The 18591-nt window shown below is 62.4% G+C and carries 22 protein-coding genes and 1 tRNA gene; 9 read left to right on the top strand and 14 right to left on the bottom strand.

The window, feature by feature from the left end; translation table 11 throughout:
• Positions 1 to 202 precede the first annotated feature (202 nt).
• The gene (locus DOM57_RS15100) at positions 203 to 844 is read right to left on the bottom strand and encodes a GNAT family N-acetyltransferase (protein ID WP_110650009.1); all 642 of its coding nucleotides are present in this window, start codon (positions 842 to 844) and stop codon (positions 203 to 205) included.
• A gap of 71 nt (positions 845 to 915) precedes the next feature.
• On the opposite strand from DOM57_RS15100, the gene DOM57_RS15095 reads away from it, so the two are divergent.
• Together DOM57_RS15095 and DOM57_RS15090 are read left to right on the top strand one after the other, a co-directional pair.
• The gene (locus DOM57_RS15095; protein WP_110650008.1) at positions 916 to 1521 is read left to right on the top strand and encodes a LysE family translocator; all 606 of its coding nucleotides are present in this window, start codon (positions 916 to 918) and stop codon (positions 1519 to 1521) included.
• An 11-nt stretch (positions 1522 to 1532) separates the two neighbouring features.
• Entirely contained in the window at positions 1533 to 2342 is an 810-nt protein-coding gene (locus tag DOM57_RS15090; protein WP_110650007.1) for an AraC family transcriptional regulator, read from the top strand.
• Between the two features lie 65 nt (positions 2343 to 2407).
• Here DOM57_RS15090 and DOM57_RS15085 read toward each other — a convergent pair whose 3' ends face one another.
• Entirely contained in the window at positions 2408 to 2707 is a 300-nt protein-coding gene (locus DOM57_RS15085) for an AzlD family protein (RefSeq protein ID WP_110650006.1), read from the bottom strand.
• Positions 2707 to 3369, bottom strand: coding sequence for an AzlC family ABC transporter permease (locus DOM57_RS15080; RefSeq protein WP_204352987.1), 663 nt, complete (start codon positions 3367 to 3369; stop codon positions 2707 to 2709). The genes DOM57_RS15085 and DOM57_RS15080 overlap by 1 nt, the downstream gene beginning before the upstream one ends.
• Before the next feature lie 174 nt (positions 3370 to 3543).
• Between DOM57_RS15080 and DOM57_RS15075 the strand changes: the two genes are divergently transcribed.
• Positions 3544 to 4017 carry an Lrp/AsnC family transcriptional regulator gene (locus tag DOM57_RS15075; RefSeq protein WP_110650004.1) on the top strand — a complete coding sequence of 158 codons (474 nt, stop codon included), beginning with the start codon at positions 3544 to 3546 and terminating at the stop codon, positions 4015 to 4017.
• Between the two features lie 300 nt (positions 4018 to 4317).
• On the opposite strand, the gene DOM57_RS15070 is transcribed toward DOM57_RS15075, so the two are convergent.
• The 5 genes from DOM57_RS15070 to DOM57_RS15050 form a co-directional block, all read right to left on the bottom strand.
• Positions 4318 to 4394, bottom strand: a tRNA-Arg gene (locus DOM57_RS15070).
• Between the two features lie 116 nt (positions 4395 to 4510).
• Positions 4511 to 5191, bottom strand: coding sequence for a ZinT family metal-binding protein (locus DOM57_RS15065; protein ID WP_110650003.1), 681 nt, complete (start codon positions 5189 to 5191; stop codon positions 4511 to 4513).
• 124 nt (positions 5192 to 5315) lie between these two features.
• A complete protein-coding gene (locus DOM57_RS15060; RefSeq protein ID WP_110650019.1) occupies positions 5316 to 6092 on the bottom strand; it encodes a tRNA-uridine aminocarboxypropyltransferase in 777 nt (258 codons plus the stop codon).
• Between the two features lie 137 nt (positions 6093 to 6229).
• On the bottom strand, positions 6230 to 7183 hold the full coding sequence (locus tag DOM57_RS15055) for a bile acid:sodium symporter family protein (protein WP_110650002.1): 954 nt from the start codon (positions 7181 to 7183) through the stop codon (positions 6230 to 6232).
• A gap of 242 nt (positions 7184 to 7425) precedes the next feature.
• Positions 7426 to 8142, bottom strand: coding sequence for an SIR2 family NAD-dependent protein deacylase (locus DOM57_RS15050; RefSeq protein ID WP_110650001.1), 717 nt, complete (start codon positions 8140 to 8142; stop codon positions 7426 to 7428).
• Positions 8143 to 8274: 132 nt separating this feature from the next.
• On the opposite strand from DOM57_RS15050, the gene DOM57_RS15045 reads away from it, so the two are divergent.
• The 5 genes from DOM57_RS15045 to DOM57_RS15025 all read left to right on the top strand — a co-directional run bounded on the left by DOM57_RS15045 (position 8275) and on the right by DOM57_RS15025 (position 11909).
• Positions 8275 to 9087, top strand: a complete 813-nt coding sequence (locus tag DOM57_RS15045) for a pseudouridine synthase (protein ID WP_110650000.1) — start codon at positions 8275 to 8277, stop codon at positions 9085 to 9087.
• Positions 9084 to 9950, top strand: coding sequence for a tRNA cyclic N6-threonylcarbamoyladenosine(37) synthase TcdA (gene tcdA, locus DOM57_RS15040; protein WP_110649999.1), 867 nt, complete (start codon positions 9084 to 9086; stop codon positions 9948 to 9950). Before DOM57_RS15045 ends, tcdA begins: the two co-directional genes overlap by 4 nt.
• The gene (locus DOM57_RS15035; RefSeq protein WP_110649998.1) at positions 9943 to 10173 is read left to right on the top strand and encodes a DUF1653 domain-containing protein; all 231 of its coding nucleotides are present in this window, start codon (positions 9943 to 9945) and stop codon (positions 10171 to 10173) included. Before tcdA ends, DOM57_RS15035 begins: the two co-directional genes overlap by 8 nt.
• A 132-nt stretch (positions 10174 to 10305) precedes the next feature.
• Positions 10306 to 10815: a 5-(carboxyamino)imidazole ribonucleotide mutase gene (purE, locus tag DOM57_RS15030; RefSeq protein WP_110649997.1), complete on the top strand. Its 510-nt coding sequence runs from the start codon at positions 10306 to 10308 to the stop codon at positions 10813 to 10815.
• Positions 10816 to 10817: 2 nt separating this feature from the next.
• Complete coding sequence (locus tag DOM57_RS15025; protein ID WP_110649996.1) at positions 10818 to 11909, top strand: 5-(carboxyamino)imidazole ribonucleotide synthase; 1092 nt, start codon at positions 10818 to 10820, stop codon at positions 11907 to 11909.
• Between the two features lie 99 nt (positions 11910 to 12008).
• On the opposite strand, the gene bfr is transcribed toward DOM57_RS15025, so the two are convergent.
• The 6 genes from bfr to DOM57_RS14990 form a co-directional block, all read right to left on the bottom strand.
• Positions 12009 to 12491 (bottom strand): bacterioferritin, encoded by a 483-nt coding sequence (gene bfr / locus DOM57_RS15020; RefSeq protein WP_071229957.1) that lies wholly within the window; start codon positions 12489 to 12491, stop codon positions 12009 to 12011.
• A gap of 371 nt (positions 12492 to 12862) precedes the next feature.
• Positions 12863 to 13066 (bottom strand): bacterioferritin-associated ferredoxin, encoded by a 204-nt coding sequence (locus DOM57_RS15010; protein WP_071229958.1) that lies wholly within the window; start codon positions 13064 to 13066, stop codon positions 12863 to 12865.
• Positions 13067 to 13368: 302 nt separating this feature from the next.
• The gene (locus DOM57_RS15005) at positions 13369 to 14127 is read right to left on the bottom strand and encodes an aspartyl/asparaginyl beta-hydroxylase domain-containing protein (protein ID WP_083387136.1); all 759 of its coding nucleotides are present in this window, start codon (positions 14125 to 14127) and stop codon (positions 13369 to 13371) included.
• 20 nt (positions 14128 to 14147) lie between these two features.
• Positions 14148 to 15104 (bottom strand): hypothetical protein, encoded by a 957-nt coding sequence (locus DOM57_RS15000; protein ID WP_071230012.1) that lies wholly within the window; start codon positions 15102 to 15104, stop codon positions 14148 to 14150.
• A gap of 26 nt (positions 15105 to 15130) precedes the next feature.
• Positions 15131 to 16123, bottom strand: a complete 993-nt coding sequence (locus DOM57_RS14995) for a diacylglycerol/lipid kinase family protein (RefSeq protein ID WP_071229959.1) — start codon at positions 16121 to 16123, stop codon at positions 15131 to 15133.
• A 10-nt stretch (positions 16124 to 16133) separates the two neighbouring features.
• Positions 16134 to 17336 (bottom strand): CDP-alcohol phosphatidyltransferase family protein, encoded by a 1203-nt coding sequence (locus DOM57_RS14990; protein WP_071230013.1) that lies wholly within the window; start codon positions 17334 to 17336, stop codon positions 16134 to 16136.
• 52 nt (positions 17337 to 17388) lie between these two features.
• On the opposite strand from DOM57_RS14990, the gene DOM57_RS14985 reads away from it, so the two are divergent.
• A complete protein-coding gene (locus DOM57_RS14985) occupies positions 17389 to 18372 on the top strand; it encodes a metallophosphoesterase family protein (protein WP_162619560.1) in 984 nt (327 codons plus the stop codon).
• Positions 18373 to 18591 lie beyond the last annotated feature (219 nt).

Raw genomic sequence — 18591 nt, 5'->3', positions numbered from 1 at the left:
AAACACCACACTAGCCGGCACAAAGAGATAGAGTATTTCCAGGTTCATGCTGCCGTCCTCTTATCGTGTGCTTCTTGTCGGTTATTACGCAGTTTCAGCACCAAAATCATGAACCATGGTAATTCGGTGCGGACACAGCGGGACAAGAGCAAAACGATGCCGGAAAGGAGCAAACCCACCGTGTACCCACTTCTCAAGGGTTTCAGCGACGTTGGCCTGTTCCCGAAGGCCACTCTTCCGATGTGATGGCATAGCGCTCATGGTCCCTCCACTCACCATCAATTTTCAGGTAGCGCGGAGAATAACCCTCCAGTCGAAAACCCAATGATTTAACCAGACCCACCGACTGCATGTTACCTGGCTGGATATTAGCCTCCAATCTATGAAGCTCGTGTGTGCCAAAGGCAAGCGAAAGCACGGCACTCATAGCCTTTTTCATCAGTCCCTTTCCCTGGTTCGGATGAAATGCATAGTAGCCAAGGTACGCGGACTGGAGCGAGCCACGAACGATCTCATTTAGATTAATACAACCAACCAGAGTGCCGTCCCCCGTCTTGGCCAAATAGCTGTAGTGCGTATCCACCGAGTACCGACGCAGATAATCAGCGTATCTCTCCGGAGTGTCTGGCGGAGCGACCCAGCGATCAAAAACGGACTTGCTGCGCCGAACGGCAGCCAGAAACGCCGGCCTGTGCTCGTCTCCGGGTTGAAAGACTTCCACATTCATCGTAGTGACGTCCAATAGGTGGGTGCAGAAATATGCGCACATGCTACGGCGCGCCGAAATCTCCAGAGAAGCGGTGAATTTCCCGGCATCGCCCGAGGCCACTTGCTGCAGGATCATTCAAGACCTTCATCATCGGAATCTCTAGCCTATCGATCAACTTGAGACAGCATTATCCCCGAGGCAGAGAGATGGAGATCGTTTTGTACGCGTTCACCGTGATGTACACCCCCGGCCCCGTGAATCTGCTGAGCCTGAACGAAGGGCTGAGCGCCTCGCTCAGGGAGACGTGGGGGTTCTTCGCTGGCGTGGCACTGGCGATCTTCTGCTGGTTCGCCGTGATCGGTTTCGCGGGCCAGATTCTGATCGTCCGGGACCTGATCCCCTATATCGCGCTGGCCGGCAGCGCCTATATTCTCTACCTGGCGTTCAAGGTATTCACATCGACCCCGACTGTCTCGGAGCACCAGGACAAGACCCATCCCGGGAGGTTGAGCTTCGGCAATGGATTTTTCATGCAGTTGCTGAACCCGAAGAACTCACTCGTCGTCATCCCGATCACCACGGTCATGTTTCCAGGCCGGGAAATCACCGGCATCGCGCTGTTCGGTTGCTCGGCACTCATCGCCCTGGGCGGCGGCGGCGCTCCCGCGCTCTACTTCGGGGTAGGCAAGATAGTTGGCAAGCAAATCCATCAGCCGAGATACTTTCGTCTCTGCAACCGGATCATGGCGATTCTGCTCGTCGTGGTCGCAGTGATGATGTTCTTCGATTACGTTGTCGCACCGCTGCTATGACAGGAACCGCCATGGCCGATAACAGTGCCGACTGGTGCATCGTGGCTTCGCCTTCTCACATCGAGCGTCTGGAGGCCCGCTTTCAGGGTCATGCCTACGACACCCACCGCCACGACACCTTCGCCATCGGCATCACGCTGGATGGGGTGCAGAGCTTCCACTACCGGCGCGACTATCGGCACAGCCTGCCCGGCACCGTCATGGTGCTCCACCCGGACGAGGCCCACGATGGCCACGCCGGCGACGAGCGCGGGTTTCGCTACCGCATGCTCTACATCGCCCCGGCGCTGATCCAGACCGCGCTGGGCGGCAGGACCCTGCCCCACATTACCGGCGGCCTGTCGACGGACCCGCGATTGAGGGACGCCGTCCGCTTTCTCCTGACCTCGGTCGAAACGCCTCTGGATGCGCTCGAAGAGGAGAACGGCATTGCCGACCTGGCCGCCGTACTGGAAGCCAACAGCGATACCCGGATCGCCCGCTCGCGAACGACACCCGACTACCGCGCGGCAAGCCGGGTTCGGGACTATCTCGATGCCCACACTCATGAGGGCGTGACGCTGGGCGATCTCGAGTCGATATCCGGTCAGGAGCGCTGGACGCTCTCCCGCGACTTTCGTGCGCTGTTCGGCACCAGTCCCTATCGCTACCTCACGCTACGTCGGCTGGATCTCGCCAGGCAGTGCATTGCCACCGGCATCAGCCTGAGTGAAGCGGCGCTCTCGGCGGGATTCGCCGATCAGAGCCACATGACGCGCGCCTTCGGGCGAGCCTTCGGCATGACGCCCTCGCGATGGAGATCGCTTCTGAAGCGGGGTTGAGATTTTCAGCGGCGGTTCGACTACCGGACCAACCAGGCTGTCGAACTCCCGGAACATGTGCATGCCTAGCCCAGCAGGTGTCGCAACAAACCCGTCGAGATCACACTGATCATGACCGTGGAAAGCAGCGAAAAGCGGATGGCTGCCAGCAAGGTAATCGCCAGTGCCAGCAACTCACCCATGTCCCCGGTGACGAATCGAGGCGCTATTACCGTGATGAGCACACAGCCGGGAGCAACTTCCATGACGCGAGTCGCTCTGGCATTCAATGCCAGACGACTGACCGCGAGGAAGCCGATCAGGCGAGTGGAATAAGTGGCTAGTCCCATGAGAGCTATCGTCAACGCCGCATCGAACGAGACCATCAGCGTTCGCCCCCCGACAGATATGCCACCAATAATCCGCCAGTCGCCCCAGCCGGGACGTACCATCCCTGGGGTAGCCATAGCCATGCCCCTAAAGCGACCAATAGACTGGTCACCCAAGGCAATGCAAAGCTACGCCCTCTCCACATGCCTCTCATCAATACGAGGAATACGGCAGGAAACACCATGTCGAACCCCCAGGCCCGGATATCGGTCAAGGTTGGGCCGATCAGCGCACCAACGGAGGTAAAAGCCACCCAGTTGAACCAGAGCAACAGCGCAACACCCAGGTAATAGTGGAAGCTGAAAGATAGGGGTCGCGATGAACTTCTTGCATCGTTAAGCCCCATCGCCCAACTCTCATCACACATGAAGAAAAGAGCAGGCACCGTCTTGCGGTAAGACAGGTGTTTCAGCAGAGGAGCCAGCGTGGCCCCCATCACGATGTGACGACTGTTGATCAAGAATGTCATTGCCACGATCAGAGCGATATCCGGTGACGAGGACCACAGCTCGACCGCGGCGAACTCGGATCCGCCGGCGTAGTTGAGCGCAGTCATCAACGACACCTCGGCGATGCTCATTCCCTTCTGACTCGCTTGCGCGCCCAGTACCAGCGCCAATGGAACCAAGCCGATAATGACGGGAAGCGAGTCCTTCATTCCTCGCTTGATCTCATTCCTAGGATAGAACGCAGTCTTGGACATCGGTTGCATAAGGCGTGCTCGCTAGCCATGAAGTGATGAATAGACTATCGAACAGAGCGCGAAATTAGGTTCTTTATGCACCGCTAAAGCGGTAGATTATGGAACTGGATTGCAAGTCGGGAGAGAAATTTGAATTCAAGACCATATCCACTCGATAAGACGGACAAATGGATATTGAACGCCCTGCAAAGGGACGGCCGAGTGCAGAATCTGGAACTCGCCAAGCGGATCGGGCTCGCTCCTTCCACCTGCCTGCGAAGAGTACGACTACTGGAAGAGGCTGGCGTGATACGTGGCTACGCGGCACTTCTGGATGGTGCCAAGGTCGGCGTGGGCGTCAGCGTTTTCGTCCGTGTGTGGCTAACCGGCCAGGACGAAGCCACGGTCGATCAGTTCATCACGCTGGTGAAGGAGATGCCCCAGGTGCTGGAATGCCATCTCATGGCCGGTGACTGCGATTTCCTGCTCAGGGTAGCTGTCGAGGATCTGGCCGCGTATCGGCAGTTCCAGATACACAATCTGACCGGCCTGAAGATCGTCCAAAGCGTCAAGACCGAGATACCTATGGAAGATATCAAATGCACCTCGAAGATCGAACTCTAGCGAGCTCGCCGCTTCGGGCAAGGGAAGTGACAGCCAATGTCTGGCGACAGACGAGGGAAATGGCCGAGCCATCCGAGAGGGTTTTGACCTTCGCCCCTGGCTTGGTTGCTTCGATCTGACGAACGGTTAGCGGCATGCAGGTATATCGACCGAGATATAACAGGTAGGCAGGCCAGAAACTATACCTTTTGTATGCCAGATTTGGTAGGAACAGAGAGGAACAACGAGGAAGAAGACTTCCTATTTTTCTTCCCTTTCAGCGTCTTAAAAGAACATCTGGGAACGCTTGGGAAGGTGGACTGGCGCCCGAAGCAGGACTCGAACCTGCAACCCACGGCTTCGAAGGCCGGTACTCTATCCAATTGAGCTATTCGGGCGCACGGCGCAGACAATAACATTGCCAAGGCCTTCGGCGCGAGGGGAATCGTGCCGGAGGCTTCGTATCAGATGAAGGAAACGATTGTTTTAACTCGCTTTTCCACGCACGGCACTGTCAGTGCGCCATCATTTCCTTGGCGATTTCATCGCCGCTGAGCGACGACGGATAGTAGGTTGGCCAGTTGACGACCTCCTCCAACAACGCGGCACGGTCATCACCCATGTAGAGATGGTAGTGGTCGGCGTCCGTAGGATAGACGGCATGATCGCTGAACTGGATGAACTTGGGTGCGTCTTCGTCGCCGCTCTTCCGCTCGAAAATATAACGCACGCCGCGATTGCCCGCTTCATAGTTCAGAATCTCGTAGCCGTCATAGGCATATTCGCCAGTGTGACTGCCTCCGTCATCATGAAAGGTCACCTCATCACCATCGATCACGATGCGCTCGACATCTGTCCTGTACCCTTCCTCGTAATACGTCTTGTACTCGTCGGCGCTTTCATCGCCATGTTCGGCCTTGTGGGCGAGCACGCCGTCGAGCGTGCCATCCTGCAGGTAGGGATAGACGGACTGCCAGTCCCCTTCCCAGTCGGACAGCTCGCGATCCTCGATCTGGTCGTCATCGAAGTAGCCGGCATAGATGTCCGAGTCGTGGCTGTGCTCATGCTTATAATCGTGTGCATGCTCATGAGAGTGATCGTCGGCATGGTCGTGATCGTGAGCCTGCGCAAGCTGGACGCTGCCGGCCAGGAATAGACCGATCGCCAACAGACTCTGTGCTGAAACTGACTTCATGACTGAATTTCCCTTGCTTCCAAGTAGATACGGAACATATAGATATGTTACAACATAACGTATCATGAACCAGAAGCACTTCCCCACTTTTCGAGCCAGCAGACTCAGTCAATGAGTGGAAAAATTACTCCGGCGAGAAGACCCGGGCCATTTGCGAGCCGAAGGCACGACGCTCGAGCAGGCGCTGCATCGCCGGGGTGGGCTTTTCGAGCTTGTGGTAGATGCGGCTGGCGGCGTAGCTATCGTTGAAGGCGTCGAAGTAGTCGTCGAGTATGCCGGCGGCGGCGACATCGCCGGTCTTGCGCAGCAGTTCGGCGGCGACTTCGGCGGTACACAGGTGCGAAGCCGAGGCCGGCTTGCGCAGCCGATAACGAGTCAGCCGCTCGGTATGCAGCGGCAGCACCGGCAGGCCATCCAGGTAGGGGCTCTTGCGGAAGATGCGCCGAGCCTGGCGCCAGGTACCGTCGATCAGGATGAAGACCGGGATGAAGTCATCCTGCTTGGCACTGGCGACGGCACGCTCGTCGACCACGCGATGCTGATAGTCGGGCTGATCGTCCGGAAAGACGACGAACGGTACGTAGCGCCTGTCCGTCAACTGCTGGAGCAGGCGTTCGTCCGGCGCGGTACGGTACCAGGTGAAAATTTCGCTCTGCGGCAGCACGTCGGCAATCAGCCGCCCGGTATTGGTCGGTTTGTGATGCTCGAAGGGGTGCGTCAACAGCCACACCCTGACATCACTGGTCGCGCTGACGCGGTAGGGACAGAGGCAGTTCAAGACCGGCAGACGACAGCCGTCGCAACGTTCGACGAAACTGCCCCGCGCCTTGAATTCACGACGTGGAGGACATGACTGCCCAGTCCCCGGATCGCATCCGATAGCCTCGTCGCAGGCACCCATGGAGCCTGTCCCGGTCGAGAATTCGGCGTCGTCACGCATGTATCGTTAGTCTCTATTCTGCGAAAAACGGGGCGGATTCTATCATCTCGCCCCGCTTTCCTAGCGCCGGAATTGAGCAAACATCCGTGACAATCGAATCAGCGGCTGACACTCTCCCCTGCCCCGGGCTTGGTGATGGCAGACGAAATACCGCGCCGTTTCCAGTAACCCGCCAGCAGCGAACCGGAAACGTTGTGCCAGACCGAGAACAGCGCACCCGGCAATGCCGCGCCGGCAGTGAAGAACTGGTTGGCGAGCGAGACCGCGAGACCGGAGTTCTGCAGCCCGACCTCGAAGGCAATGGTGCGCGCGGTGCGGATGTCGAAACCCAGCGCACGGGTCAGCCAGTAGCCGGCGGCGAGCCCGATGCCGTTGTGGGCAATGACCGCCAGCGCGACGATCGGGCCCAGCGTGGTCAAGTTGCCGGCGTTGAGTGCGACGACGATGGCGATGATCAGTATGATCGCCGCCATGGCGAGCGTCGCCAGCGCCGGTTCGATCTTGCGGATGCGTGCGCCGAGCAGGTGGTGCACGATCACGCCGAGTGCGATCGGGGCGAGGACCAGTTGCGCAATGCTCATCAGCATGCCGAGCACCGGCACATCGATGCTCCGACCGACGATCAGCCAGGTGATGAAGGGCGTCGCCACCACCGAGATCACGGTGGAAACCATGGTCATGGTCACGGAGAGCGCCACGTGGCCGCCGGCGAGCCAGGTCATGACGTTGGAGGAGGTACCGCCGGCGGTGGCGCCCACCAGCACCATGCCGGTGGTCAGTTCCGGGCTGAGGCCGAGCACGCGGGAGACCAGCAGCGCCGCCAGCGGCATGATCAGAAACTGCAGCACCACGCCGACGGCAACCGGCTTGGGCGCCTTGATCACGCGCGCGAAGTCCTCGCGGGTCAGCGTCAGCCCCATGGCGAACATGATGACGACGAGCAGCGTTTGGATGTCGCTTTTGAAGCCGACGAAGAGCTGGGGCTGGAAGGCGGCGATGACGGCCAGCAAAACGACCCAGACCGGGAATAGCCGGTTGATGCGTTCAAACATGATATGTGTCCTAGCGGTTCAAGGCCCAGGATTGGTTCTGCGCGAACGCTTTGCTTACGCACGGAACCTGGCGAGCCCGGCCACTCGAGTGGCTCTGGAATGTTACGAGTTGGTACCCGGCGAACCGGGGACGCTATTCTGCCGCACTGCGGCGGGCGGCAAAATAGGTCAAAGGCCGAATAATCGTCGTCTACGACCGTCTGATCAGACTCAAGGAAAGGCCGGGAAGGCTGTTCGGTCGTTCAGTCCGCGAAGCCGCCCCGCGCTTGCCATTCGGCGACCAGCTCGGGGACGCCCCGACTGGCCGGCTCGGCGATGGGACTGACACCCGCCGGCGTCAGTTCGCGGGCGTTGGGGTCGACCAGCCAGCACGGCGCCTCTAACGGCGCCTGCTCGAGCAGCAGCGCGGCGGGCATCACCGCCAGCGAGGTGCCGACGACCAGGAGCGCATCGGCCTCGGCAACGAGATCGCAGGCTTCCGCGTAGCGCGGCACCGACTCGCCGAACCAGACCACGTCAGGGCGTAGCTGGCTGCCCTTGTCGCAGAGGTCACCGATGGCGATACCGCCGTTCGGCAGCGGATAGCGCAGATCGTCGTCGACCGAAGAGCGCGCCAGCAGGATCTCGCCGTGCAGATGCAGGACATGGCGCGAGCCGGCACGCTCGTGGAGATCGTCAATGTTTTGGGTGACGACGCTGACGCGGAAACCTGCCGTCTCGAGCTCGGCCAGTGCCCGATGGGCCGCGTTGGGCCGGGCGCTGCGAGTCTGCTCGCGCCGCTCGTCGTAGAAGCGCAATACGGTAGCGGGATCGCGGGCCCAGGCTTCCGGCGTGGCGACATCTTCGATACGGTGGTTTTCCCACAGTCCGTCGCCATCGCGGAAGGTCTTGAGGCCGCTCTCGGCGCTGATGCCGGCGCCGGTCAGCACGACCAGATGGGGAGGTTGTCGCTCGCTCATGTTCATTCCTTGGATACGCATCCATCCGAGCCTAGCATGACGCTAAATCATCAACACCGGCCCGTCGGCTCTTGCGATCCCATCCCCATGCCCCAACAATAGCGCCCTGTTCCGCTCGCGAAACAGGTCGACATGAGCGCTTTCCCCCAACTGCCGGCGTCTCCTTTACCGATACTTTACCGCGACGACCACCTGATCGCCGTGGTCAAGCCGCCCGGCATGCTGGTCCATCGCACGGCGCTGGCACGCGGCGAGACGCGTTTCTTGCTGCAGACGCTGCGCGACCAGATCGGCCGCCGCGTCTACCCGGTGCACCGCCTGGACCGCCCGACCGGCGGCGTGCTGCTGTTTGCGCTCGATCCCGATAGCGCCGCCGCGCTGACGCGGGAATTCAGCGAGCACCGGGTGACCAAGCGTTATCTGGCGGTGGTGCGCGGCTGGGGACCGGAAGCGCTGATCATCGACGCCCCGCTGCGCGAAGAAGACGGCATCCGGCCGAAGGCGGAGATGCCGGCCCAGCCGGCGCTGACCCACGTGCGGCGATTGGCGACGGTGGAGATTCCGGTGGCGATCGACCGCTACCCGCAGTCGCGCTATTCGTTGATGGAAGCGCGACCGGCGACCGGACGGCGGCATCAGATCCGACGCCACCTGGCACGCTGCGGTCATCCGATCATCAACGATGCCAAGCACGGCAAGGGTATTCACAATCGCTATTTCCGCGATCATCTGGACTGTCCGCATCTGCTGCTCTTTGCCGTGTCGCTCTGTTTCCGGCATCCCCGGGAAGCGCGTACGTTGACGCTGGAAGCCGCCCCGGACGACCATTTTGCCGCCCTGCTGGCCCGGTTCGGCTGGCAGGCGCACCTGACCCACAGTGCCGCGCGCTGGGAAAACGCCAGCGAGCCAGCAGCGACGGCCGAACCGATCGGCGAGAGTTCATGAGCGACGATACCGCGACCGCAGAGAACGACGACTACGATTTCCGCTTTGGCGGCATCCGCCGCCTCTACGGCACCCGCGCCGCCCACGCCTTCCGCCATGCCCATGTGGTGGTGGTCGGCGTCGGCGGTGTCGGCAGCTGGTGTGCCGAGGCACTGGCACGCTCGGGCATCGGCAGGCTGACCCTGATCGACCTGGACGACGTCTGCGTCTCCAACGTCAACCGCCAGCTCCACGCGCTGGACGGCCAGATCGGCCGGCCCAAGGTCGAGGTGCTGGCCGAGCGCTGCCGTGCGATCTGGTCGGGTATCGATATCCACGCCGATGCCGCCTTCATCACCCCGACCAATCTGGCCGAGCGCATTCCGGCGGATGCCGACCATGTGATCGACGCCATCGACCATGTCGGTGCCAAGGCGGCCCTGATCCATTACTGCCGGCGGCGCAAGTTGCCGATCACGGTGACCGGTGCCGCCGGTGGCCAGAGCGACCCGACCCGAGTGCGCGTGGCCGATCTCACCCGTACCGAGCACGACCCGCTGCTGGCCAAGGTGCGCGCGCGGCTGCGCCGTGACCACGGTTTCTCGCGCAATCCCAAGCGTCGCTTCGGGGTCGAGTGCGTCTATTCGGACGAACAGCTGGTCTATCCCGGCGACGATGGCGAGGTCTGCCTGCAGAAGCCGGAGCCGGGCCAGGCCACCCGGCTCGACTGTGCTTCCGGCTTCGGCGCGGTCAGCGTGGTCACCGGCACCTTCGGCTTCACCGCCGCCGGCCGCGTGCTGACCCGGCTCGCCGAGAAGGCCCGGCGCACGGCCGAAGCATCGACGCTGCCATCACTGATTCAGGAGAGTGAGTTCCATGAGTGATACCCAGCGCCCCGTGCCGGGGATCTATCGCCACTACAAGGGCCATCTCTACGAAGTGCTCGATGTGGCCCAGCACAGCGAGACCGAGGAGTGGCTGGTGGTCTATCGCGCGCTCTATGGCGACTACGGCCTGTGGGTACGCCCACTGGACATGTTCTGCGAGCAGGTCGACGTCAGCGGCGAGCCGGTACAGCGCTTCGCGCTGGAAAAAGCGTTTCGCTGACCGTGTCTTGCTGTATTTACCGTTAGCTGTATTTCTGTATTGCTGGATTTACGGTGATACAATACGCTGCTTTCCAAGCGGCGGCCCTTGTGGCCCAGCAGCGGCTGGCCGTCGAACACTCCCGGAGGAAGCATGAGCGTACGCGTCGGCGTGATCATGGGGTCCAAGTCGGACTGGTCGACTCTCTGCCATACCGTCGAGACCCTGGAACAGTTGGGTATCGAGCATGAAACCAAGGTGGTCTCCGCCCACCGCACGCCGGATCTGCTGTTCGAGTACGCCGAGACCGCCGCCGAGCGTGGCCTTCAAGTGATCATCGCCGGCGCCGGCGGTGCCGCTCACCTGCCGGGCATGTGCGCCGCCAAGACGCGGCTGCCGGTACTCGGCGTGCCGGTCAAGTCGAGCACGCTCTCCGGGGTCGACTCGCTGCTTTCCATCGTGCAGATGCCGGCCGGCATTCCCACCGCGACGCTGGCGATCGGCCGTGCCGGGGCGATCAACGCCGCGCTGCTCGCCGCCGCCATGCTGGCCAACCATGACGAGCACATCCGCCAGGCGCTGGAAGCCTACCGCGCCGAGCAGACGCGCAAGGTGCTCGAATCCCCCGACCCCCGTCCTGTAGACGACACGAGCGAGAGCTGATCATGCGTATCGGAATCGTCGGCGGCGGCCAGCTCGGGCGCATGCTCGCCCAGGCCGGCGCGCCGCTGAACCTGCGTTTCACCTTCCTCGATCCTGGCGACGAGCCTTGCGCGGCCGTTCATGGCGAGCATGTGCGGGCCGACTGGCAGGACGCGGCAGCGCTCGAGACCCTGGCCGCGACCTGCGATGCCATCACCTTCGAATTCGAGAACGTACCGGCCGAGGCCGTCGAGCGCCTGGCCGAGCAGCGTCCCGCCTTTCCGCCCGCCCAAGCATTGGCCACGGCGCGCGATCGCTGGCTGGAGAAGTCGCTGTTCCGCTCGCTGGATATCGCCGTGCCGCCGATCGCGCGGATCGACAGCCAGGCCGATCTCGACGCCGCAGTCGCGGAAATCGGCCTGCCGGCGGTGATCAAGACCCGCACCCTGGGCTACGACGGCAAGGGCCAGAAGGTGCTGCGAACACCGGAAGACGTTGCCGGCGCCTTCGACGAACTCGGCGGCGTGCCGCTGATCCTCGAGGGCTTCATCGACTTCGATCACGAGATCTCGGTGATCGCGGTACGCGCCCGTGACGGCGAGATTCGTCACTGGCCGGTGGTCCGCAACGAACATCGCCAGGGCATCCTGCACTGCTCGGTGCCACAGGTATCCCATCCGCTGCAGGCCCAGGCCGAGGACTACGCCAGCCGGGTGATGAACGCACTCGACTATGTCGGCGTGATGGCGTTCGAGTTCTTCGTCACCGCGGCGGGGCTGCTCGCCAACGAGATCGCCCCGCGAGTGCATAACTCCGGCCACTGGAGCATCGAAGGCGCGGTGACCAGCCAGTTCGAGAACCACGTCCGCGCGATCGCCGGGCTGCCACTGGGCGAGACCGCACGCCTGGCGCCGTGTGCGATGCTCAACGTGATCGGCGCCTTCCCCGAGCGCGACGCCGTGCTCGCTCTGCCCGGCACCCGCTGGCACGATTACGGCAAGGCGCCCCGCCCCGGCCGCAAGATCGGTCACATCACGGTGCTCGCGGCCGACGACGAGACGCTGACCCAGCGCATCGAGGCCGTCGAGGCACTGCTGGTCAACGAGCTGGGCTGAGCCGGAAAAATCGGCGGTCCACAGCAAAAAAGCCCCGATGTCGATGACATCGGGGCTTTTGCGTATGCGTAAAGTGCGTGCCTGATCAGGCGTCGCGCCTCACTCCTTGTCCGTCGTGAACATGTGCTTCTGCAGATAGTTCTGGATGCCGACCTTGTCGATCAGGCCCAGTTCCGCTTCGAGCTTGTCGATGTGCTCTTCTTCGTCGTCGAGGATCTTGATGAACAGATCGCGGCTGACGTAGTCGCGGACGGATTCGCAGTAGGGAATCGCTTCCTGCAGGTCGGCGCGAGCCTTGTGCTCGATCTTGAGATCGCTCTCGAGCATCTCCTGGCAGTTCTCGCCGATGTTCAGCTTGCCCAGATCCTGCAGGTTGGGAATGCCTTCCAAGAACAGGATGCGCTCGATCAGCCTGTCGGCGTGCTGCATCTCTTCGATGGATTCTTCGTACTCCCACTTGGCCAGCACGCTCAAGCCCCAGTCCTTGTACATCTTGCTGTGCAGAAAGTACTGGTTGATCGCGACCAGCTCGTTGCCGAGCACGGTGTTGAGATAGGAAATGACCTTGGCGTCGCCTTTCATTGTCGTATTCTCCTCATTGCCTCGAGCGATTCGCATCGAGTGATTGGTCTCTGGCGATGGGGAGGCACGTTCCGGCCACGCTCTCCCGTCTGGACCACGCTACCACAATCGGCAGCGTCGATCCGATAGAGGCAGTATCGCTCAGCGAGAGAATAAATGACAACTATTACAGTAGGTTACGACAAGATCTCATCTGCAAGCCGTTGGCAGATGGAAACGCGGCTGATAACGACTTGCGTCTGAGAGTTACGAGCTACGAGCTACGAGCTGCGAGCTGCGAGCTGCGAGCTGCAAAGACGAATATCGACCAACGCTCGGCGTTCACAATTATTTAGCCCGAAGCCAGCATAAGTAAGCACTCGTAATCCAGCTTATACCGCGTAGGCGAGATCCGGATCCATCGTCAGTTCCTGGCTGATCGCCTCGCGCATGATGCTCTTGCCCGTACAGGCGCACTTGCCGCACTGGCCGGCACAGCCGGTCGTCTCGCGGACTTCGCGCCAGCTGCGGGCACCGTCCGAAACGGCATTTTCGATATCGCGGTCGGTGACCCCTACACAGAGACAGACGTACATAAACACCTCGCTTGGCATTACGAAGTGAAATGTAAATTATTCTCATAATGAATCGCAAGACCGAACCGCGAAAAAAACATGGTCAACTTCGCCATCGTTCAGGAGATCCGTGACGCATTCCCCGGCATTCACACCGCAACTGGCACCAGCACACCGCAGATCATGGCAGCCATCATGATATAGCCAAAGGAATCTCAAAGCCCGGCGGGCCAGATCTCGCCAAGAGCGATCAATTCGTCAAGACGGTCGATAAAGCGCAGTCCGGCCGATACCCTCCCAGGTACCGTCAAGCATGGCATAGGCTAGCGCTGCGACCAGCGCTGCTGGTTCCTGCGCGCGCGCTGCACGTAGGGCGACAAGCGAATCAGATTGAAGACCAAGCGGTTGACCAGTGCGCCCGGGAAGCGCATAGGCCGCATGACATCCAGAAACAGCACCACCCTGACGCCGTCGGTGTCGTTCCACACCTCGTGCTCGTAGGTATCGTCGAACAGCAGACTGCCGCCTTCCCGCCAGTAGCCGGTGTCGTCGCCGACGCGGATGCGGCAACGCTCGCGCGGTTCCGGTACCCGCAGCCCCAGATGGTAACGCATCACGCCCTTGTAGGGGCCGCGATGCGGCGGGATGTGCTTGCCGGGTGCGAGGATCGAGAAGAACGCGGTCGTCATTCCCGGCACGCTTTCGATCAGGCGGGTCGTTTGGGGACAACGCGCGCAGTTGTCATCCATGCGATAACCGTAGCCGTAGAAGAAGAAGGTCTTCCAGCGATCATCCTGGCTGATGCGTGCCTGGTCCTGCGAAATGTCCTGGAAATTTGGCAGCGCATCACGCTCGCGCAGGATGTCATCGAGTTCCGTACGAATGGCCTGCCATTCGGCTTCCAGCGGACTGACCCAGGCAAACTCGGCAGGATCGAAGAAGGTGGGATCGCCTACCCGGGAATGACGGGCGATAAAGCGATCTACCGAGACCAGCAACCTGCGCCCGGTCTTGATGTACCAGGGCTTCCTGCGCTTGGCAGGAGGCCCTGCTTCAGTTGGAGGGGGTGAGGACTCTTTCATGATGCTCGTCTCCTCGTATATCAGCGCAGCACACGCTCGCGCAGCAACCGCCACAGTAGCGGCCAGCCGAACAGCAACGGATAGCGGCGCAAGCGGTCATTGACGGAAATTTGCCGGCCACTGTGGCGTTCCAGCTTCCAGGCTATGTAATCGACACCGTTTTCAAAGGTCAGAACCGCCTTCATCAGTCTGGCGATGTGCAGGATATGTCCCTGTCGGCGTCGCCAGCGCCAGACGCGTCGTCCCCGGCGGCGCTGTGCCGCTTCCAGTACATTGCGATAGTGGTCGTTGCCGGTCGCCGACAGCCCGGGCAGCGCCTCGGCTGCCGCTGCCAGCCGCCCGCGGTATTCCGCCTCCTGTCCAGCCAGCAGCGAGGCCGGGCGCGATGCGCCTTCGGGTCGCAGCTCGACACCGTAACTCAGCGCGAGGGCCTGCTGCCAGCCCTCGGCGGCCTCGAAGGTGTCCGGCAGACAGGGCAGCGCGGCACGCCACAACGCGAGCACCGCCCCGGCCAAGGCGTCGTTCACCCGCATCCGGGTGACTTCATCGCGGCAATAGGCCAGGCGACAGGGCTGGGCGAAGCGCCCCCACAGATAGCTTTCGAACCAGCGTGTCGCTCCCTGTGCGAAGTCATCGAGGGTGATGACCGCGCACTTGGCGCGCAGGCGCCGCCCCTGGGCATCCTGTGCCTCGAGATAGAACACGTTGGGTGGCAGCCAGGCGTTGACCAGCCGCAGCAGACGGCGATCGTAGACGGCGGCGTAGCGGTCGACCAGCGCATAGAGATCGACCACGCCATCACCCGGATCGTGGCTACGCAGGCAGGAGCCGTAGAAGAGCACCGCGCAGGTAGCCTGACCAAAACGCTCCTGCACGCGGGCCACCAGCGGTGCCACCCCCTCAGGCTGCGGACGGGCGGCCTGTTCGGCCACCTGAGCGACCAGCGCCGCGGGCGGAGATAAATGGAGGGTTCGCATGGGGCCTCGGAGGATGGACGAGAAAATCATGGGAAGACGAGAAAATCGATCGCCAGCGTCGCCGATAGCTCGATGGCCTCGCCAGGTTCGGCGCGGAAGCGTTCACCGTCGAGGATGCCGCCTGCATCGAGCTCCAGACGCAGCGACGTCAGGTTGCGGCTGGCATAGCCTTCCCCGTCGCGTACGGCGCGGCCGCCACGCCCGCGCAGAATGGCCGGCAGGCGCCGCCACAGAGCGCGCGGTGGGTAGCGTACGGCGGTAAAATGCAGCGGCGCGGACTGTTCTCCCCAGAACGGTCGCGAGCCCAGCAGCAGCCGCTCGAGGGTCGATACCAGTACCAGCAGGTAACGGCCTTCCAGCACCTCGTCGCGATCCAGCACCAGCCGGCACGACGCAGCAGGCAGCAGCGGATGGGGCCGGCCACGCAGCATCGACACCATTACCCGCAGGAAGGCCAGGCGTGGCCCCCATGCGCCCGCTACCGGACCGCAACGTACCCGGCTGTTGAAGTAGTCGACGCCGGTCTGGATCGCGCCGCTACCGAAGAACAGACCATACTGCGCCGCCTCCGGGCGCCCCAGCGCCAGGCGCACGAGGGGGCGGGAACAGGAGTGCGGCTCCGGGCCCCTGCGTTCGAGCCAAGCCGCCAGCCTGGTCAGCGCGACAGGCGGCTGGCAGCGCGTGCCGAGATCGGCGGCGCTCATGTTGGTCGTGCCACCGCCAATTACCAGCAGCTTCGGCAAGGTCTCGGCCGGTAGTGCCAGGTCGCGCAGCAGGCCGGTCAGGGCCGCCTGCAGCGTGCCGTCACCCCCCACCACCGCTATCAGTTCGACACGTTCGGCATGAAACGCACGCAACGTCTCGACAATCGCCTCCGGCGTCGTGGCCTCGTGATAGACGAACAACGCCGCCTGCTGCTCGGCAATGCGGCGGATCGCCTCCAGATGGCGGCGGTTGCGCCCGCTGTGCGGATTGCACAATACGCCAACCCGGCGCGGGAGATCAGCGGGATGAAGCATCGGAGGTACCCTACCCGCCCGAGCGGATGGCGGGAAAGGTGAACCAGCGTACCATCAGCGGATGGCGTCCGGCGCGCGGGTCGTCGCTGTATAGCCAGGCCCGAGGCGGCTCGCCCTTGGCGCGGGCCAGCAGCCCTTGCGCGAGGCGCACCGCCAGGACCAGTGTCGAGAGCAGTGTCCAGAGCGTGACCAGGACCAGGCCGATATAGGGCAAGCCTGCCCACCAGGCCAGCGTCAACAGGATCAGATTGGGGTTGCGGCGCGCGGTGACCAGGCGGTTGACCGAGTCGAAGGGGCGCCAGGTGAACATCGAGAATGGCGCCGCGAACTTGAACCCTCCCTCGCACAAGCGTCCGCCGACATAGCCGATCACGGTCAGCCACAACAGCATCGTCACATCCGCGGTGCCGGCGGCCAGGCCAACGCCCCAGGCGATGTACCACAACGGCGGGTGGACCAGGTCCAAGGCGTGATCGAAAACGTTGCCGAAGCGGCTCGACGTCAACGTCACGCGGGCCAGCTTGCCGTCCACCGTATCGAGGAAGGTCATGATCCAGCCGGCGAGCAGGCCGGCGCCGAACTCGCCGTACCCGAACAGCACCCCGGCCAAGATCGCCAGCACGTAGCTCAGCGACGTCACGTGATTGGGCCGCAGCCCCCAGCGCACGCATAGCCGGGTGACGGCGCGTGCCGGCAGCGGCCAGGCCCATTTGGTGACGAGATCGGTCACGCCCTTGTAGGCGGCACTGAACAGGGCGTTTTCGAGACGTCGGCGTGCCGACGCCGACACCCGGGCCACCCAGGGCGTATCGAACTTGCGCAGTTTCGACTGCTCGCTGCTGGCCACGGCGGGAGGCGCCAAGCGTTTCAACGCCGACAATGGCCCATTGGCCAGGGAGGGGCGCGTATTCGGCGGCCACTGATCGGCGCATGCCCGTACGGCGACTACGCTGTCATCGCTGGGGTCAGTGAGCGCGAGTTGCCCGGTTTGGCTATCCAGCAGGCCATTCAGCACGCGTTGATCGTAAATGTAGTCGGCGCGCAGAACGAGGATATCGGTGCCGGGCTGATCGCTGCCGGACCCGGGGGACGTGGCGTCATCCGCGAGGATCACGTTGGACAGCGGTGCCAGCGATTTCACCAGCCGCTGACGAGGCGTCAGACCCCATAACTGGACAGGCGAATCCTCTTCGAAATATACGCGTATCGTCATCATGCCACCAATGATCCTTTTCCTTTCAAAATCCTGCGATTATATTATGCCGATGACGACGAAGGCACCCCCGATTTTCGCTGGGCAAGATATGTCGCTGTGCCTGGCGCATCTCTCCGACCCCCATCTGACCTCTTTCGACATGCCGCCATGGAAAGAGTTGTTCAACAAGCGTGCCTTAGGATACTGGGCTTGGCGACGCAAGCGCCGGCACGTGCATCGGGCGGAGGTGCTGGCGACGCTTGTCGACGACCTGCGCGGTGCGGCGCCCGACCACATTGCCGTGACCGGCGACCTGACGCATCTTGGCACGCCTGCCGAATGTCGTCAGGCGCTGACGTGGCTACAAGCGCTGGGCGCACCGCATGACGTCTCCGTCGTCCCCGGCAATCATGACGCCTATGCACCGGCGCCATGGGCCGGCACCGTCGGGCTGTGGCGTGACTACATGCATGATGAAATGCGTGAAACGATGGGCGACGCAACGGCACCGAGTGATGCACCGCTTGTGCCGCGCTTCCCCTTCGTTCGCTATCGTGGACCGGTCGCGTTGATCGGCGTCTCTACGGCGATACCCACGCACTGGCCTTTGGCTACCGGCGCGCTTGGTGATGCACAGCTCGTGCGCCTGGAGCGCTGTCTGCACCGGGCGGGGCGCGAGGGTCGCTTTCGTATCCTGTTGATCCATCATCCGTTACAGCGCAACGCCGTGAACTGGCGCAAACGCCTCACCGATGCGCCGGCGCTGCGTCGCGTACTGGCACGCGCGGGCGTCGAGCTAGTCCTGCATGGTCACGCCCATTGCCGCATGGACGCCTGCCTGCCCACGCCGCACGGGCAGGCAGCGGTGTTCGGAGCGCCCTCGGCCTCGCTGCTGCCGAACGACGACGTGACGAAGGCTGCCGGGTACACGCTGTTCCGCATCGCGCGCCAGGTGGATCGCTGGACCCTGACGGCAACGCACCGCTACCTGAGTGAAGCCGGGCGCTTGCACGTCTGTTCGAGCGCGACTTGGCACTGGGCTTCGGTCCCGTAACGCGGAAAGAAGTCGGGTAGCGGCAGGTCGAATGGAAACTGGATTCGATTCAATAACCGTGTTGCACTCAGAAGCTGTATCCACCGGGTAAGCCTTTGTTCAGGTCTAGATGATACATTCAAAAGTGAATGAGCAGGGTAAAATTGCTAAAGTCGAGTGCCGTAACGAAAGGCAGCGCCTGGCTCTCAGCACCAAGGAGCGGGCGCTCGCCTTCCCGGC

The sequence above is a fragment of the Salinicola peritrichatus genome (genome assembly GCF_003206715.1).
GTDB classification, from domain to species: domain Bacteria; phylum Pseudomonadota; class Gammaproteobacteria; order Pseudomonadales; family Halomonadaceae; genus Salinicola; species Salinicola peritrichatus.
Note: the sequence above shows the minus strand (reverse complement) of the source record. Positions and strands in the feature narration are given on the sequence as shown.

Bases quoted from the DNA above. Each gene is read 5' to 3' on its own strand.
- DOM57_RS15005 (WP_083387136.1), bottom strand. From the start codon at position 14,127: ATGAAAGAGTCCTCACCCCCTCCAACTGAAGCAGGGCCTCCTGCCAAG.
- DOM57_RS14995 (WP_071229959.1), bottom strand. From the start codon at position 16,123: ATGCTTCATCCCGCTGATCTCCCGCGCCGGGTTGGCGTATTGTGCAAT.
- DOM57_RS15080 (WP_204352987.1), bottom strand. From the start codon at position 3,369: ATGAAGGACTCGCTTCCCGTCATTATCGGCTTGGTTCCATTGGCGCTG.
- DOM57_RS15090 (WP_110650007.1), top strand. From the start codon at position 1,533: ATGGCCGATAACAGTGCCGACTGGTGCATCGTGGCTTCGCCTTCTCAC.
- DOM57_RS15095 (WP_110650008.1), top strand. From the start codon at position 916: ATGGAGATCGTTTTGTACGCGTTCACCGTGATGTACACCCCCGGCCCC.
- DOM57_RS15085 (WP_110650006.1), bottom strand. From the start codon at position 2,707: ATGGTCTCGTTCGATGCGGCGTTGACGATAGCTCTCATGGGACTAGCC.
- DOM57_RS15045 (WP_110650000.1), top strand. From the start codon at position 8,275: ATGAGCGCTTTCCCCCAACTGCCGGCGTCTCCTTTACCGATACTTTAC.
- DOM57_RS14985 (WP_162619560.1), top strand. From the start codon at position 17,389: ATGACGACGAAGGCACCCCCGATTTTCGCTGGGCAAGATATGTCGCTG.
- tcdA (WP_110649999.1), top strand. From the start codon at position 9,084: ATGAGCGACGATACCGCGACCGCAGAGAACGACGACTACGATTTCCGC.
- DOM57_RS15025 (WP_110649996.1), top strand. From the start codon at position 10,818: ATGCGTATCGGAATCGTCGGCGGCGGCCAGCTCGGGCGCATGCTCGCC.
- DOM57_RS15065 (WP_110650003.1), bottom strand. From the start codon at position 5,191: ATGAAGTCAGTTTCAGCACAGAGTCTGTTGGCGATCGGTCTATTCCTG.
- DOM57_RS15100 (WP_110650009.1), bottom strand. From the start codon at position 844: ATGATCCTGCAGCAAGTGGCCTCGGGCGATGCCGGGAAATTCACCGCT.
- DOM57_RS15050 (WP_110650001.1), bottom strand. From the start codon at position 8,142: ATGAGCGAGCGACAACCTCCCCATCTGGTCGTGCTGACCGGCGCCGGC.
- purE (WP_110649997.1), top strand. From the start codon at position 10,306: ATGAGCGTACGCGTCGGCGTGATCATGGGGTCCAAGTCGGACTGGTCG.
- DOM57_RS14990 (WP_071230013.1), bottom strand. From the start codon at position 17,336: ATGACGATACGCGTATATTTCGAAGAGGATTCGCCTGTCCAGTTATGG.
- DOM57_RS15060 (WP_110650019.1), bottom strand. From the start codon at position 6,092: ATGGGTGCCTGCGACGAGGCTATCGGATGCGATCCGGGGACTGGGCAG.
- DOM57_RS15055 (WP_110650002.1), bottom strand. From the start codon at position 7,183: ATGTTTGAACGCATCAACCGGCTATTCCCGGTCTGGGTCGTTTTGCTG.
- DOM57_RS15010 (WP_071229958.1), bottom strand. From the start codon at position 13,066: ATGTACGTCTGTCTCTGTGTAGGGGTCACCGACCGCGATATCGAAAAT.
- bfr (WP_071229957.1), bottom strand. From the start codon at position 12,491: ATGAAAGGCGACGCCAAGGTCATTTCCTATCTCAACACCGTGCTCGGC.
- DOM57_RS15000 (WP_071230012.1), bottom strand. From the start codon at position 15,104: ATGCGAACCCTCCATTTATCTCCGCCCGCGGCGCTGGTCGCTCAGGTG.
- DOM57_RS15035 (WP_110649998.1), top strand. From the start codon at position 9,943: ATGAGTGATACCCAGCGCCCCGTGCCGGGGATCTATCGCCACTACAAG.